The organism is Capnocytophaga cynodegmi (assembly GCF_002302475.1).
GTDB lineage: Bacteria > Bacteroidota > Bacteroidia > Flavobacteriales > Flavobacteriaceae > Capnocytophaga > Capnocytophaga cynodegmi.
Genome location: NZ_CP022378.1, coordinates 166,620 through 179,450, shown reverse-complemented (window position 1 = coordinate 179,450; position 12,831 = coordinate 166,620). Strand labels below are relative to the sequence as shown.

Annotated in this window: 20 protein-coding genes; 16 read left to right on the top strand and 4 right to left on the bottom strand. The window is 33.4% G+C overall.

Annotated features, from left to right (window positions below):
- The first annotated feature begins 4 nt into the window (after positions 1-4).
- The 4 genes from CGC48_RS00885 to CGC48_RS00865 all read left to right on the top strand — a co-directional run bounded on the left by CGC48_RS00885 (position 5) and on the right by CGC48_RS00865 (position 3,138).
- Positions 5-694, top strand: coding sequence for an ABC transporter ATP-binding protein (locus tag CGC48_RS00885; RefSeq protein ID WP_098028074.1), 690 nt, complete (start codon positions 5-7; stop codon positions 692-694).
- A 585-nt stretch (positions 695-1,279) separates the two neighbouring features.
- On the top strand, positions 1,280-2,551 hold the full coding sequence (locus CGC48_RS00875) for a tyrosine-type recombinase/integrase (RefSeq protein WP_098028072.1): 1,272 nt from the start codon (positions 1,280-1,282) through the stop codon (positions 2,549-2,551).
- Between the two features lie 31 nt (positions 2,552-2,582).
- Positions 2,583-2,819, top strand: coding sequence for a hypothetical protein (locus tag CGC48_RS00870; RefSeq protein ID WP_095897404.1), 237 nt, complete (start codon positions 2,583-2,585; stop codon positions 2,817-2,819).
- Positions 2,809-3,138, top strand: coding sequence for a type II toxin-antitoxin system RelE/ParE family toxin (locus CGC48_RS00865; protein WP_098029719.1), 330 nt, complete (start codon positions 2,809-2,811; stop codon positions 3,136-3,138). Before CGC48_RS00870 ends, CGC48_RS00865 begins: the two co-directional genes overlap by 11 nt.
- A gap of 535 nt (positions 3,139-3,673) precedes the next feature.
- Here CGC48_RS00865 and CGC48_RS00855 read toward each other — a convergent pair.
- From CGC48_RS00855 to CGC48_RS00840, 4 genes are all read right to left on the bottom strand, one after another.
- Positions 3,674-4,099, bottom strand: a complete 426-nt coding sequence (locus tag CGC48_RS00855; RefSeq protein ID WP_095897402.1) for a hypothetical protein — start codon at positions 4,097-4,099, stop codon at positions 3,674-3,676.
- Between the two features lie 280 nt (positions 4,100-4,379).
- The gene (locus CGC48_RS00850; protein WP_095897401.1) at positions 4,380-4,700 is read right to left on the bottom strand and encodes a hypothetical protein; all 321 of its coding nucleotides are present in this window, start codon (positions 4,698-4,700) and stop codon (positions 4,380-4,382) included.
- Positions 4,697-5,071 carry a hypothetical protein gene (locus CGC48_RS00845; protein ID WP_157909838.1) on the bottom strand — a complete coding sequence of 125 codons (375 nt, stop codon included), beginning with the start codon at positions 5,069-5,071 and terminating at the stop codon, positions 4,697-4,699. The genes CGC48_RS00850 and CGC48_RS00845 overlap by 4 nt, the downstream gene beginning before the upstream one ends.
- 5 nt (positions 5,072-5,076) lie before the next feature.
- A complete protein-coding gene (locus CGC48_RS00840; protein ID WP_095897399.1) occupies positions 5,077-5,430 on the bottom strand; it encodes a hypothetical protein in 354 nt (117 codons plus the stop codon).
- Positions 5,431-5,599: 169 nt separating this feature from the next.
- Between CGC48_RS00840 and CGC48_RS00835 the strand changes: the two genes are divergently transcribed.
- The 12 genes from CGC48_RS00835 to CGC48_RS00795 all read left to right on the top strand — a co-directional run bounded on the left by CGC48_RS00835 (position 5,600) and on the right by CGC48_RS00795 (position 12,812).
- A complete protein-coding gene (locus tag CGC48_RS00835; RefSeq protein ID WP_095897398.1) occupies positions 5,600-5,818 on the top strand; it encodes a hypothetical protein in 219 nt (72 codons plus the stop codon).
- 21 nt (positions 5,819-5,839) lie between these two features.
- Positions 5,840-6,229: a hypothetical protein gene (locus CGC48_RS00830; RefSeq protein ID WP_095897397.1), complete on the top strand. Its 390-nt coding sequence runs from the start codon at positions 5,840-5,842 to the stop codon at positions 6,227-6,229.
- An 82-nt stretch (positions 6,230-6,311) separates the two neighbouring features.
- Positions 6,312-6,458, top strand: coding sequence for a hypothetical protein (locus CGC48_RS11685; protein ID WP_157909837.1), 147 nt, complete (start codon positions 6,312-6,314; stop codon positions 6,456-6,458).
- Positions 6,455-6,880 (top strand): hypothetical protein, encoded by a 426-nt coding sequence (locus CGC48_RS00825; RefSeq protein WP_095897396.1) that lies wholly within the window; start codon positions 6,455-6,457, stop codon positions 6,878-6,880. Before CGC48_RS11685 ends, CGC48_RS00825 begins: the two co-directional genes overlap by 4 nt.
- A gap of 45 nt (positions 6,881-6,925) precedes the next feature.
- On the top strand, positions 6,926-7,105 hold the full coding sequence (locus tag CGC48_RS11760; RefSeq protein ID WP_198537143.1) for a hypothetical protein: 180 nt from the start codon (positions 6,926-6,928) through the stop codon (positions 7,103-7,105).
- A gap of 87 nt (positions 7,106-7,192) precedes the next feature.
- Positions 7,193-7,468 carry a hypothetical protein gene (locus CGC48_RS00820; RefSeq protein ID WP_095897395.1) on the top strand — a complete coding sequence of 92 codons (276 nt, stop codon included), beginning with the start codon at positions 7,193-7,195 and terminating at the stop codon, positions 7,466-7,468.
- Between the two features lie 5 nt (positions 7,469-7,473).
- On the top strand, positions 7,474-7,800 hold the full coding sequence (locus CGC48_RS00815; RefSeq protein WP_095897394.1) for a helix-turn-helix domain-containing protein: 327 nt from the start codon (positions 7,474-7,476) through the stop codon (positions 7,798-7,800).
- 83 nt (positions 7,801-7,883) lie between these two features.
- A complete protein-coding gene (locus CGC48_RS00810) occupies positions 7,884-10,790 on the top strand; it encodes a hypothetical protein (RefSeq protein ID WP_095897393.1) in 2,907 nt (968 codons plus the stop codon).
- A 2-nt stretch (positions 10,791-10,792) separates the two neighbouring features.
- Positions 10,793-11,041, top strand: a complete 249-nt coding sequence (locus CGC48_RS00805) for a hypothetical protein (RefSeq protein ID WP_095897392.1) — start codon at positions 10,793-10,795, stop codon at positions 11,039-11,041.
- 9 nt (positions 11,042-11,050) lie between these two features.
- The gene (locus CGC48_RS11680; RefSeq protein WP_156127720.1) at positions 11,051-11,209 is read left to right on the top strand and encodes a hypothetical protein; all 159 of its coding nucleotides are present in this window, start codon (positions 11,051-11,053) and stop codon (positions 11,207-11,209) included.
- Positions 11,206-12,213, top strand: a complete 1,008-nt coding sequence (gene dcm / locus CGC48_RS00800) for a DNA (cytosine-5-)-methyltransferase (protein ID WP_095897391.1) — start codon at positions 11,206-11,208, stop codon at positions 12,211-12,213. Before CGC48_RS11680 ends, dcm begins: the two co-directional genes overlap by 4 nt.
- Positions 12,214-12,371: 158 nt before the next feature.
- A complete protein-coding gene (locus CGC48_RS00795; RefSeq protein WP_095897390.1) occupies positions 12,372-12,812 on the top strand; it encodes a hypothetical protein in 441 nt (146 codons plus the stop codon).
- Positions 12,813-12,831 lie beyond the last annotated feature (19 nt).

Sequence of the window (12,831 nt, the reverse complement as noted above, 5' to 3'; positions counted from 1 at the left end):
AAATATGAGTTTGTTAGAGATTAGAGATATCAAACGTGATTTTAAATTAGGGAATGAGGTTCTTCACGTTTTGAAAGGTATTTGGCTATCAATCGAAAAGGGAGAATATGTGGCACTTATGGGACCTTCGGGTTCGGGAAAATCTACTTTGATGAATATTTTAGGATGTTTGGATACGCCTACTTCGGGAGAATATATTCTTAACGGAAGAGATGTTAGTAAACTTTCTGATGGTGAACTTGCTGACATTCGTAATAAGGAAATTGGATTTGTTTTCCAGACGTTTAACCTTATGCCCAGAACTACAGCATTGGATAATGTAGCTTTACCGATGATTTATGCAGGAATAGAAAGAAGTAAACGAAGAGAACGAGCTACAGAAGTGCTTGAACTTGTGGGACTTGGCGATCGAATGATGCATAAACCTAACGAGTTATCGGGAGGTCAAAGGCAGAGAGTGGCTGTGGCAAGGGCTTTGGTGAATCACCCTTCTATCATTTTGGCAGATGAACCTACTGGAAATTTGGATTCGAAAACTTCATACGAAATTATGGCTCTTTTTAATGAAATTTATCAGAAAGGAAATACGGTTATATTAGTGACGCACGAGGAAGATATTGCACAACACGCACATCGCATTATTCGTTTGCGTGACGGATTAATAGATAGTGATTTTAGGAAAGAACAATTTTAAAAATAGATGTATGTGGTGGTTATGGGGATTATTGGCTATTCCTGTATTTTTTTTACTTATTTTTTGGAATGATAGAAGGAATCGGGATAAATTGTACAAACGACAAGGGAGAAATTTCAGGGAAAATTATTTCAAGAAGAAAGAAAAACGTTAGTAGAATTTTCAGTTGATTTTTGATAAAAAACAATCCAAAAATGTGAAATTTTACGGATTTATTTTCTGTGTTTTAGTAAGTTATTTTTCACATATTAGGCATTGTGTAATGCTGATGAGCAATTTATTGCAATCTGTATAAAAATTCAGTACGATTTTTGAAAATGGATTTTCTTAATGAAAATGTCATTTTCCTTTATACTTATTTGTAAAAAACAACTCCTTGTAAAACAAGGAGTTGTTTTTTATTTTGTGACCTCGTCAGGATTATATGGATAGTTATTTACTTAAACTATTTGTATAGTTATGAAAACATTTTCAGTTATTTATATAAAACGATTGTTTGTACGTGTGATTAAAAATAAACTACAATAACAAAATAACTTACCCTTTTTCTTACCCTTTTTATATATTTGCATAAACGTTTATGCAATGTATTTTTATTTAAAAGAACCAAAGTCAGACAAGCCAACGCCTATCATTATACAATATTATTCAAAGGTAGATAAAAAAATATTTAAGTACACTACTGGCGTAAAAATATCTCCGGAAGAATGGGATTTTGATGCTCGAAGCCCTAAGGTAAAACGTGGTGCGGTCGGGTTAACAAATTCCCATATCAAAACAAAAATTTCCGTTTACAATGATTTTTTAATTACAACCATAAACAATATGGAGCTAAATGGAATTGCCGTTACCGTGCAAGGGCTTAAAAATGCTTTTGATTTGCATTTCAAAAACAAGACGATGGAGACAAAGGAATTTGAATATTTTACAGACTTCATTGATGATTTTTGCGAGAAAGCTCCTAACCTTATCAATAAAAGCACTAAAAAACATTACGAACCTTCAAAAATCAAGCACTATAAAAAAACAGCTAACCGATTGCGTGAATATGAAGCAAAGCACGGAAGATTAAAAATAAACAATTTCACTGCTGACGATTACGAAAAATTTGTCAATTATTTGTATTCTAAGCGATATGCTACAAATACTGTTGGTGATTTAGTTAAAAACGTAAAAGTATTGCTTAAAAAAGCAGAAGAAATGAAGTACAACGTTCTGCCTGACTACAAAGAATTTTCCGTACTGAAAGAAGAAAGCGTGAGTATTGCACTCAGTGAAGATGAAATACAACGTATCTTCGATTATGATTTTTCCAATAATCCCAGGCTCGAAAATTGCCGTGATTTGGCAATTATTGGTTTTTGGACTGGCTTACGAGTTTCTGACTTCCTTTCCTTACCAGAAATAAAGCCCGAAGATAAATTCATTACCGTACAACCGCAGAAAACAAAAAACAGTTCCGGAATAAAAGTGATTATTCCGTTACATCATCATATCAAAGAAATGATTTCTAAGCGTGGTATGCCTAAAAGTATTTCAGATGTTAAGTTCAATTTATACATTAAAGAAGTTTGCCAAATTGTAGGATTGGTAGAGCCTATTCGTGGCTCATTGATGAATGCTTTTACCAAGCGTAAGGAGACGGCTATGTATCCGAAATGGCAATTGGTAAGCTCACACACTTGCCGGCGTTCGTTCGCAACCAATTTATATAAGATGAATTTCCCAACAATTTCAATAATGAAAATCACAGGACACACCAGCGAGAAAACATTTTTGAGCTACATTAAAGTAACGCCTACCGAACACGCCGAGAAACTTTTAGCTCACTGGGAGGCGTATTATAGTCAGAAATAATTTTATATCTTTGCAGAAAATCTATACAATTATGGGATACATCATTACAATAAACAGCGAAAGCAAACAGGCATTGGCTCTTTTGGAAATTGCTAAAACATTTGATTTTACTGAAATAACAAAAGTAAAGACAAAGCCTAAAAAGGTTTTGACTGCAAAGGAAAAAAACTTTTTGAAAAGACTTAACCGTTCTGCTACACACGCAAAAGAAATTGCCGAAGGAAAAAGAAAAGGGAACTCTGTAAATGCCTTACTCAATGAAATATGAATTTACGACAACCGATGATTTCGATAAGGAATTTAAATCTTTGCGAAAAAAATACAAAACCCTCAACGATGATTTGAAAAAATTAATGTCTGCCATTGAAAACGGAAAAGACGGAGGTATTGATTTAGGCGGAGGGTTTAAAAAAATACGAATGAAAATAACCGCAAAAAACAAAGGTAAGAGTGGCGGTGCAAGGGTCATTACTTACGAAACCATTGTGAATATTGAAGAAATGCTCGTTTCTTTTGTGTCTATTTATGACAAATCAGAATACGAAAATATCGATATAGATATTTTAAAAGACAATTTAGGAGTATAAAACTCATTTACTTTCCATCTTCAGCATTTTACGCCGAGAAACTTTCAGCCTCATTTTCCGGTGCCATTTTCAAAGCAAATTAGGTAAAGGATTACTTTCCTTATATAAGAAAACCCCGCCCCCTAAAGAAAATATAAAATTACGAACAAAAATTTGTGTTCGTTTTGTGTTCATATGTAACACGCTGTTTTACAGATGATTGAGTACTGATGAACACAAAGAACACAAAGAACACAAAAATTTCCCATTTATTTATGCTTGATGTCTGTGAGGTGTGGAAAACGCTAATTTTAACACTTTTGGGAGGGTTTTTGGTATATTTTTTTCACACTCTTTTTATTATATTTTTTTTGTGTTCTTTGTGTTCAGTAATAAAAAATAAATATAATATAAAGAAAATCAATGAAATATATTGAACACAAAACTGAACACAAAAATATTTTTAATGAAAAAATTTGTGTTCAGTCGTATTTTTGTGTTCACTTTTTTGATAAAAAGCTTGAAAAAAGTGAACACAAAATTTTTCCCCGTTTTTCTAATAACCTCTTTTTGCTAATTCAATAAACAGACCTTCTAAATAATCTTTAAAGTATTCTTTTGAGTTTTCACGATGATTTCTATAAAATTCAAAATCAAAAGGAACATTTCGGCTGATGCATTTTCCTGCTGTATAGTTCTCTAAAACAATGGTTTTATCTCTTTCAAATTTCAAAATATATTCAATGTCATATTCGCCATACTCTCCGAAAAAACGAGTTGTGCCTATTTCTAAAACACCCCTTTCTTGTTTTACTATTTTATAATTTTCAAAGGTTTCTTGAAAAACAGGGATTACAACTTCATTAAAGAAAATATAATCAGCATAATTTTCTGCGGACAATATCTCTCTTTCCTTTTTTACCTCTTCTTCGATAGTTTTTGATCTAATTTCATCAACTTTTTTAAAAAAATCCCCCTCCATATCTTTAAACTATTTAAACATTCAAAATTTTCAATTCAACTTCTATTAATGGCAGGTTCTTCTAATCCGTGTTGTTTTTTTGTTTTTTCATAAAAAACCGCAAAACTTTTTTCCAAAAAGGCAGTGGCTTGGGTATGTATCTTCCGCACCCCTCGCAAAGCAAAGGAGGGGCATCAGGCTCAAAGCCAAAATTGGATGCACATTTTTTACAGAATTCTGCCATATCTTCAATTATTTAAACATTCAAAATTTTTAAACTAACTCCTATGCTTCATTTTCATTAAGGATGAAACAATTGACTATTATCTTTAACTTGCTTTTGTATCCATTCCCAAGCTTGGGGAGGTAAAATACCATTTGAGTTTTCAAGTATTACTTCTGATACAAAAAATTTGCTTTCAAAAACAGTATCTAATGTATTTAGAAATTGTGCTATATCTGACGAACTTATCCCGCTATTTACCTTAACTATGTATGCAGTTGGCATATAATGCCACCAAGCTAATATTCCATTAACTTCTCCAATTTGATTTTTAAATTTTTTATGGTCGAAATTATACGAATTATCCACGATTATAATGTAAAACTTATATCTTTTCATTTTAGTAGAGGATTTTGCTCTTTATCTTTTAATTTGCTATAAGGACTCATTATATTTGCGATGTGTTCCATATTAGGATTAAAAGCCTTCTCATTATCGCCGAGAACCTGAATAGCTTGAGTCATAATCTGATGTTTTTCGCTCCTTAAATAATCTGGTTTTTTTAGAGAAAAGTAAATATATAAAGAGATGTACACTATAAACGATATTCCAAAAAATATCCAAATTACAATCAAAATCCATTCTTTATTTATAAAAACAGAGGATAAAATGGCTGCGATAAGCATAACAATAGTGCATTTCAGCAAATTACCTAAAACCCCACTAAATTCTGATTGTAGCAAGTTATTTAAATGTTTGTAGGGTATCATTCTTATCACTCATTTAATATCTTTAAATTATTATCACCAAAAACAATCCTTAGAACTTGGTCTTTTTTGTCTTGACTAAGTTCTATTTGTAAAGTAGCCTTGATAGGCTCTTTTACATCATCTTTTTTCTTATAAAAAGGCAGTTGCTGTTGCAAATCCTCAAAAAAATTATAAGAAAGTACTTTACTTATTTCAAGAAGAGTTTTTACATCTATACTTTTTCTCTTATATAAGTCGTAAACATTCTGAGGACTTTTTCCCCATCTTTTAGCAAACTCAGCATCTGTCTTACATTCTGATTCTGCGACTTCTTTTATCTTAGCAATGATATCAAAATCTTTGTTTTCTTCTATTCTCATAATACACTAATTTACAAACACTTATGATTATTTTAAAATATTTATCAAAGAAAAATTCTTGATTTTTATAAGAAAATTTCTTGATTTCAAGAATTTATCTTACATTTGCAATCAGAAATGAAACCAAAAAAAACAATCATCTGAAATCAAAATTAAAGCCAAACGAAAAATGAGAGTCGTAAAAATCAAAAATGAAGTGCTGGAAAAGCTCAAAGAAGACGAACGAGCGATAGCCCATTTGTTTTTAAAAACAAACGTTCCTATCACTACGCTCAAGCGTTGGATAACCGCCAACGATGAAAAACTCACGATGTACGGCATCTTACTTGCCATTTCGGAAATCACACAAACCGCAATAACCGCAATCGTGGAAATTGAAGAGAATTAATAATTAAAATAATTGAAAAAAATGATACAAAAAGCCTTTTTAAATACGGATAGATACAATAATAATTCGTGTATTGTTACAGATTTAGATATATATCACAAATTTATTACATATTCAATAAAAATTTTTGATGGTGATGATAGTTCAATAGCATTGTATTCAACAATATCTGATGATGAAAATGATTTGCATAAACTAAATACCCTTATTGAACATATTACCAACTTACGGGATAGTTTTTTATTTATGAGAAATAATAAAGAAAAGATTTTCAAAAAATACAAAACCAAAAAAGAGGCAAAACGATTTTTTGATTTTCTAAAAGAAAATGACAATCTTTTATTTGAAAAATATAAAGTAAAAACCTTTCGTAAGAAAAAGAAAACATACTATTACATAGGGTTAAAATAACCCATTTCGGAAATCACACAAACCGCAATAAGCGAAATCGTGGAAATTGAAGAAAGTTAATAATTAAAAAAATGAGAAGGGTATGGATGAATATGTTACAAATATAACAATAGGTGTTTATAGAACGCTAAAATTACTTAGAGATAAAAAACGGAAATTATCAAGAGAAGAAAAAATTGCTACAAAAGAAGATAAATTCCAAAAACCGCAAAAACCAAAAAAACAATGAAAGAGCAAACCCAAATAGAAATTTCAGTAGCCTTATTGCTATCGGCAGTAATCGTTAAAGCATTGAACCACAAAAGCGAAGCACCTTCGTTATTGCTTGGTGCGGCTCGCGGTATTGCCCAAAACGTAGCCAATAATACTACTGATAAGTGTTGCGAAAATGGTATCGGAGATTTTTCCGCAGTAGAGCAAAAAACTCAAACCAATGAAGAACAAAGCGACCAAAAAGTAATGAATCAACCTTATTTTAGTCCAATATCCGTGTATGTTTTCAGCTTTTTTGGTTTGCACTTTTTCCCACTTTTCCGAAAACGCATTGATAGTGTCGAGGATATTACGGATGTTTTCCGTATTCAGCAATTCATTAATGTAATGGTTATCATCGTTTTGTTTTATATTTTTCTGTTGATTTTCCATAGATAACAAAATTTAATTAACCCACAAAAATAACGAAAAAACGCAAAAACAATGAATACTACATTTAAAATCTCGGTACTTTCTGTACTGTTAATTATGAATATTGCCGTTTTGGTAATTAACATCCTTGAAGATAGGCATCATTTAATATTTTCTAATTTGCTAACATCGTTACTATATGTATTTGTAACGATTATTTATGCAAAAAGAAAATCAAAAACCGAAAAATAAAACCAAAAAGCCCCGTTTCTCTTTTACCATAAGCATAGACAATTATTTCACATTTCGGCGGGGCTTTTCATAAAAAACCGAAACATTATGAAACACTTAGAATCATATGCCCAAGAAATAGAAAAAGCCTTAAAAAATATAGTAGGCATTAAGAATATCCTTAATTACAATACCAATTTTGCTATTCACTTTTCGTTTTGGTTTGAGGATTATGAGGTTTTCAACGAGATAGAAGAAAACCTACCTCCTAATTGGTATGTGAGCTTCACGCAACGTGACAAAATCGTAGTTTTAAAATACAATATCTCACAAGAACTAAATGAGATATTGATAGAACAATATCTGACAAAAAAACAAAAATAGCCATTATGACTGCCGAAATAGCCAAACAAATCATAGAGCAAATGCCTCATTTTGAAGTAGAACGTTTGCATAAATTGATGGGAGTGCAGCCACAAACTGTTAATGTAGTACAAGAGGCTGTAAATCTGCTTTATAGTTTAAAAACTCACGATATATGCTTCACTCCTGAAGAATGTGCCAAATACTTAGGAAAGCACATCAATACAGTACGTACAGCCATAAAAAACAAGCAAATTATTGCTTATCCCGTGGGTGCTACATATAGCATCCCAAAAATTCAATTCATTGAAAAAATCATTGCTGAACACGAAAAAAATAACTTAGGGATGTAGAGTAGCAGGGGCAATGCCGGTCCTGAATTTGTCCCGCTACTTTATAAAATCACTAAGTACTATACTAACTTTTACCCTAAGTTATGAGCGAATACAAATATACACCTGAAAAACTATACGAAGCCACTGATAACGGATTAGATATTTTACATAAATACTTGCCTGATAGTGTTGGTTGCGAAAGAAATAAAGGCAAAAAATTCAAGCTCCGCAATGAACGTACTGGTTCTGCTGGTATTTTTAAGGGGTCTGAATGCTGGTTGGTGTATGATCACGGAAGCAAAGAAACGTTTTCCCCCATTGATATTGTAATGCAAAAAACGGGGCTGGAGTATTATGAAGTACTGCAACGCTTGTATGATGAGTTCAACGTAATGGTAAACAGCACTTTTTTTGCTCCTAACAAAACGTTTTCAGACAAAGGCGACAAATCCGATGATTATTTCTCCATAAAGGTAAAAGACAAGGTCGAAAATCCTACACGTTTTTCCAACTTCGTAACGGCACAAATATGCGAAGAATACAATGTTTACGAGGTAGAATACTATGAGAAAGTAACCTCAGAGAAAAAGGTGCTAATGCGTGTTAATGCAACGCCTGATTATCCGATATTTTGTTACTCCGATGATTTGGAAAAATGGGCAAAAATCTATTGTCCGGCTGAAAAAAAGCGAAGAATCACCGATGAAAACGGAAAAAGCAAGGAAATTAATTTCAAGCACGGATATTTAGGTAAAAAGCCCGAAAAATATTATCACGGCTTGTCACGCATAAAAAAACAGATTGCGTTTTTGCAGGAAAGTAATCAAGATTCATACGATTTTTTAATTGTTGATGAAACAGCCCCTCAAAGCGACTATTTAAAGGAAGATAAGGATAAAAATAAACTCCCTTACATTGTTTTGTGTTCCGGAGGTTCTGACGGGCTAACTATTGCCAGTCTTTCCGATGATTTCTTTCCGGTTTGGGGTAATTCAGAGAATGATATTATTGATTATCAGACTTATGAATACCTGAAAGCCAATTGCAAACAGTTGTTTTATTTGCCGGATGTGGACACTTCGGGCATAAACTTCGCCTACAAATATTCGCAAAAATATTGGAAACTAGATATTGTTTTTCTCCCTAAGTATTTCTTGGGCGAAAAAGGCAAGGATTTCCGCGATTACGTATCATATTTTACCAAGAAAAACACTCCGAAAGAGGTTATTGCATCGGAATTTAAAAAGCTGATAAACGTTCCTGTTTCGTGTGATTTTGTTTCGCAAAAGGACAAAAAGTATCGGGTAAACGTTCGGAGTTTGCATTATTTTTTAAACTCCGAAGGCTTTTTTGGCTACACTCCTGAATTTTTTGCTTCGGACAAACACAATGAAACCGCTGATTACCTAATACGCATTGACGGCTTCAAAGTAGAAGAACCTACCTCAAAGCAAGTTAGGGAATTTTGCGTGGATTATTTGATACGTAAAGGGACAAATACCCAAGTTTTGGAGCTGGTAAAGGGTTGTAATGCACTACGAAATTCCGACTTAGCTACGGTTCCATTGTTAGAAGAAAAATTAGACTTCACAGATGCAACGGAAAATAATCAATTGTTTTTCTTTGAAAACACAGCCGTAAAAGTAACGGACGAAGCCATTAAGGTCATTCCTTCAAGGGAGTTACAGAATTATGTTTGGCAAAAAAATATCATTCCGCATCAGTTTCGTATGGCTAAGCCTTTCTTTGAGGTTTACGAAACCGAAACCGGACAAAAACGAGTGAATATTCTTGAAAACGGCTGTGATTTTATGAATTTTGTTATAAATACTTGCCGTATGCACTGGGATAAGGAGTATTTGGCTCAAGGCGATGTGTTCCGTAAAAAATTCATTCTTAACAGTGCTGTTTTATCGGAGGATGAACAAATTACGCAAGAATCGCACTTTTTAGGAAAATGCTTTGCTATTGGTTATCTGCTTCATAATTACAAACGTCGTGGTTTTGAAAAGTTTGTGTATATGATTGATGACAAGGTAAAGGAAGAAACGGGCGAAAACAACGGGCGAAGTGGTAAAGGACTTTTAATTCAAGGCGTTTCAATGTTGGCTCCTTACTTTTATGTGAACGGAAAATCCAAACGTATGTTTGATGATCCGCACCTTTTAGGGTCCTACAAAAATCAAAAACTCATCTTTTTTGATGATATGCTGAATAACGATACCACACACGGCTTTGACTTTTTGTATTCAATGATTACCGAAGGTATTGTTGTCAATCAAAAGAATGTAGGTTCGTACCATATTCCTTACGAGCGTGCTCCTAAGTTGGTCGGTACTTATAACCACGCATTGCGTAACCCTTCTAACAGTACCCTGGGGCGTATTTTGTTTGTTTTATTCTCTGATTACTATCACTACACCAGCGATGTACACAAAGAAAGCTATTTACCTGAATATGATTTTGGTGGGCAGTTATTCAGGGATTGGGACGAAGCACAATGGTATTTATTTTTCAATTTTATGTTGCAGTGTTTGCAATTGTACCTGAATAACATACGTACTCCATTACTATCGCCAACGGGCAACTTGGAGATAAACAGTATCAAGGCTTCAATGGGTGATAACTTTATGGAATGGGCAGATGGTTACTTTTTGGATGACAAACTTAACACAAATCTGAACAAAAAAGACGTGTATGAAGATTATAAGCGGGTTATGGGTCGAATGCATACCACGGCACAACGTTTCCGCAAAAATTTGGAGAATTACTGCAAATACAAAGGCTATGAGCTGAATCCGAAAGAAAAATGCGGTATAGATGGGCGTATATTGATAAATGAATACATAAGTACAGAAACAGGAATGAAACGAAGGTCTGTAGAGTGCATTTACATAAAAACACAACCTGCAAACGTAAAAACACAAGTTACAAATAACCAAAATCCAAGTAATCAAGTTACAAGTAACCAAAACAAAGATATTGATGTTGATGGAATAGATTTTTAAGTATGAAAACCGCCAAAAAAACAACCGAAATAACCGAAATGCCGATACACAAAATACGTTCCTGGTGTTGGGAGCACGGCATAAGTATTTATCCTGTTCCGTACGTGAGCAATGGTAGTCGGCTAAAAATATGTTTAAACAAAAAAGGTAAAGAAACCATCGGCAAGGATATATACGATAACGGTCAAGCCATATATGATAAAATAAACGAAATGTACCGAACTATTTACGAAAAAAACAACCAAAACTAAACGAACTCTATGGATGATTTAAAGTTTTTATCGGTTAAAGACATTATGAAACTACTTAATTGCAGTAAGCACGAAGCCAGTAAGCTCAGAAATGAAATTGCAGATGAGTACCGTATTACTCCTAAAAGAGTTACTTCGGTTCATTTGAAAAAATACCTAAAGTTATGAAAATAAAACATTTTGACGCATTTGCGGGAATTGGCGGTTTTACTCGTGCCTTTAAAAATATTTTTGGAAACGATTATAAAAACGTAGGCTTTTCCGAAATAAATAAGTATGCAGCAGCTTGTTATCAATATCATTTTCCAAATCATAAAAACTATGGAGATATTACCACTATTCGACCCCAAGACATTGGAGCAATTGACATTTTCACCGCAGGTTTTCCGTGCCAAGCTTTCAGCATTGCTGGAAAAAGACGCGGATTTGAAGACGCACGAGGCACATTATTTTTTGAAATCGCACGGATTTGCAAGTACTTACAACCCAAATACATACTACTCGAAAATGTTAAAGGCTTACTTAACCACGATGGTGGGCGAACTATTAGCGTCATCTACCAATCACTTATTGACCTTGGCTATACCGTTGAGTTCCAAGTGGTCAATACTAAGTGGTTTCTCCCCCAAAATAGAGAGCGGATATACCTTGTTGGACATCTTGCAACCAATGGAGGAGGTTTCAAGCCAATATTTCCTGTTGGAGAAAATGACGAACTATTTAGACCACAAAGAAAAGGAAGGAAAATACAAGCCCAAGTATGTTCTACAATCTCCGTTTCATCAGCCAAAATGAGAGCAGAAGATACTTATATAAAAGTTCCCAAAGTAGCAAATTGTTTAACTGGCGGTGGGCATTCGGGCGGGTTGCATTCGGATATGACAGTCATCCAACAACTCCCACGAGGCAAAAACAAAGGCAATGATTTTGAGATTTGCCCGACAATATCGAGTAACACATTCGAGCAAAATAATTTCGTTTCGGGCATCCGCAGACTTACCGAGATTGAATGTGAGCGTTTGCAGGGCTTCCCCGATGATTGGACGAAATACGGCAATTACGACGGCACAATAAAGGAAATAGCCAAAACACAACGCTATAAAATGTTAGGCAACGCTGTAAGCGTACCCGTTGTAGAAGAAATAGCAAAACGATTGAAAATGAATAATTAACAAATGATAATTAAATAATGAAATATTTAGACCCGTTTCGATGCAGTTTAGAAATAACAAACATAAGCAAATATGTTTCAGATGATTACTTTCCAAAAAGAGGAGTAATACCGCAAAAAAAACAAACCGAAATACAAACAGAAAAAACGAAATAGAAGATGGCAAAACAAGAAATGTTAGCTTCCGTAGAAGCTCAAATAAGAAAAGATATACCTCGTTTAATGGAATTTAAAGAGGGGTTTATCATTGAAAACAATAACACTCAAGTTAAATTGTTATCATCAAACTATGAGTTTGATGAAGAATGTATTGTTCATTTGTTTGTAAATACAGAGATATTTTGGTATTTAACAGATGAAGATTTAAAAGAATGTAAATTTATTGGACACGACATTATGTTGAATGATGTTTTTCAATGGCTATTTCTGAATGATAATTTACACGATATAAGACACATATTTATAGATGGCACACTCATTCCAAAATCAGGAATTATTGATTACGGTTTACATATAAATTTTGATAGTCCTTACCTCAAAAATCAACCCACTATATTTATTGATTTTCTGTATAACATTTCAAACAAATTAAAGGCGTAAAATTACACACTGCTAAAAA

Excerpts from the sequence above, each read along its gene's own strand:
- CGC48_RS11680 (WP_156127720.1), top strand. The coding sequence starts at position 11,051 with ATGGATGATTTAAAGTTTTTATCGGTTAAAGACATTATGAAACTACTT.
- CGC48_RS00840 (WP_095897399.1), bottom strand. The coding sequence starts at position 5,430 with ATGAGAATAGAAGAAAACAAAGATTTTGATATCATTGCTAAGATAAAA.
- CGC48_RS00805 (WP_095897392.1), top strand. The coding sequence starts at position 10,793 with ATGAAAACCGCCAAAAAAACAACCGAAATAACCGAAATGCCGATACAC.
- CGC48_RS00870 (WP_095897404.1), top strand. The coding sequence starts at position 2,583 with ATGGGATACATCATTACAATAAACAGCGAAAGCAAACAGGCATTGGCT.
- CGC48_RS11685 (WP_157909837.1), top strand. The coding sequence starts at position 6,312 with ATGGATGAATATGTTACAAATATAACAATAGGTGTTTATAGAACGCTA.
- CGC48_RS11760 (WP_198537143.1), top strand. The coding sequence starts at position 6,926 with ATGAATACTACATTTAAAATCTCGGTACTTTCTGTACTGTTAATTATG.
- CGC48_RS00820 (WP_095897395.1), top strand. The coding sequence starts at position 7,193 with ATGAAACACTTAGAATCATATGCCCAAGAAATAGAAAAAGCCTTAAAA.
- CGC48_RS00855 (WP_095897402.1), bottom strand. The coding sequence starts at position 4,099 with ATGGAGGGGGATTTTTTTAAAAAAGTTGATGAAATTAGATCAAAAACT.
- CGC48_RS00850 (WP_095897401.1), bottom strand. The coding sequence starts at position 4,700 with ATGAAAAGATATAAGTTTTACATTATAATCGTGGATAATTCGTATAAT.
- CGC48_RS00865 (WP_098029719.1), top strand. The coding sequence starts at position 2,809 with ATGAAATATGAATTTACGACAACCGATGATTTCGATAAGGAATTTAAA.
- CGC48_RS00875 (WP_098028072.1), top strand. The coding sequence starts at position 1,280 with ATGTATTTTTATTTAAAAGAACCAAAGTCAGACAAGCCAACGCCTATC.
- CGC48_RS00810 (WP_095897393.1), top strand. The coding sequence starts at position 7,884 with ATGAGCGAATACAAATATACACCTGAAAAACTATACGAAGCCACTGAT.
- dcm (WP_095897391.1), top strand. The coding sequence starts at position 11,206 with ATGAAAATAAAACATTTTGACGCATTTGCGGGAATTGGCGGTTTTACT.
- CGC48_RS00795 (WP_095897390.1), top strand. The coding sequence starts at position 12,372 with ATGGCAAAACAAGAAATGTTAGCTTCCGTAGAAGCTCAAATAAGAAAA.
- CGC48_RS00885 (WP_098028074.1), top strand. The coding sequence starts at position 5 with ATGAGTTTGTTAGAGATTAGAGATATCAAACGTGATTTTAAATTAGGG.
- CGC48_RS00835 (WP_095897398.1), top strand. The coding sequence starts at position 5,600 with ATGAGAGTCGTAAAAATCAAAAATGAAGTGCTGGAAAAGCTCAAAGAA.
- CGC48_RS00830 (WP_095897397.1), top strand. The coding sequence starts at position 5,840 with ATGATACAAAAAGCCTTTTTAAATACGGATAGATACAATAATAATTCG.
- CGC48_RS00845 (WP_157909838.1), bottom strand. The coding sequence starts at position 5,071 with ATGATACCCTACAAACATTTAAATAACTTGCTACAATCAGAATTTAGT.
- CGC48_RS00825 (WP_095897396.1), top strand. The coding sequence starts at position 6,455 with ATGAAAGAGCAAACCCAAATAGAAATTTCAGTAGCCTTATTGCTATCG.
- CGC48_RS00815 (WP_095897394.1), top strand. The coding sequence starts at position 7,474 with ATGACTGCCGAAATAGCCAAACAAATCATAGAGCAAATGCCTCATTTT.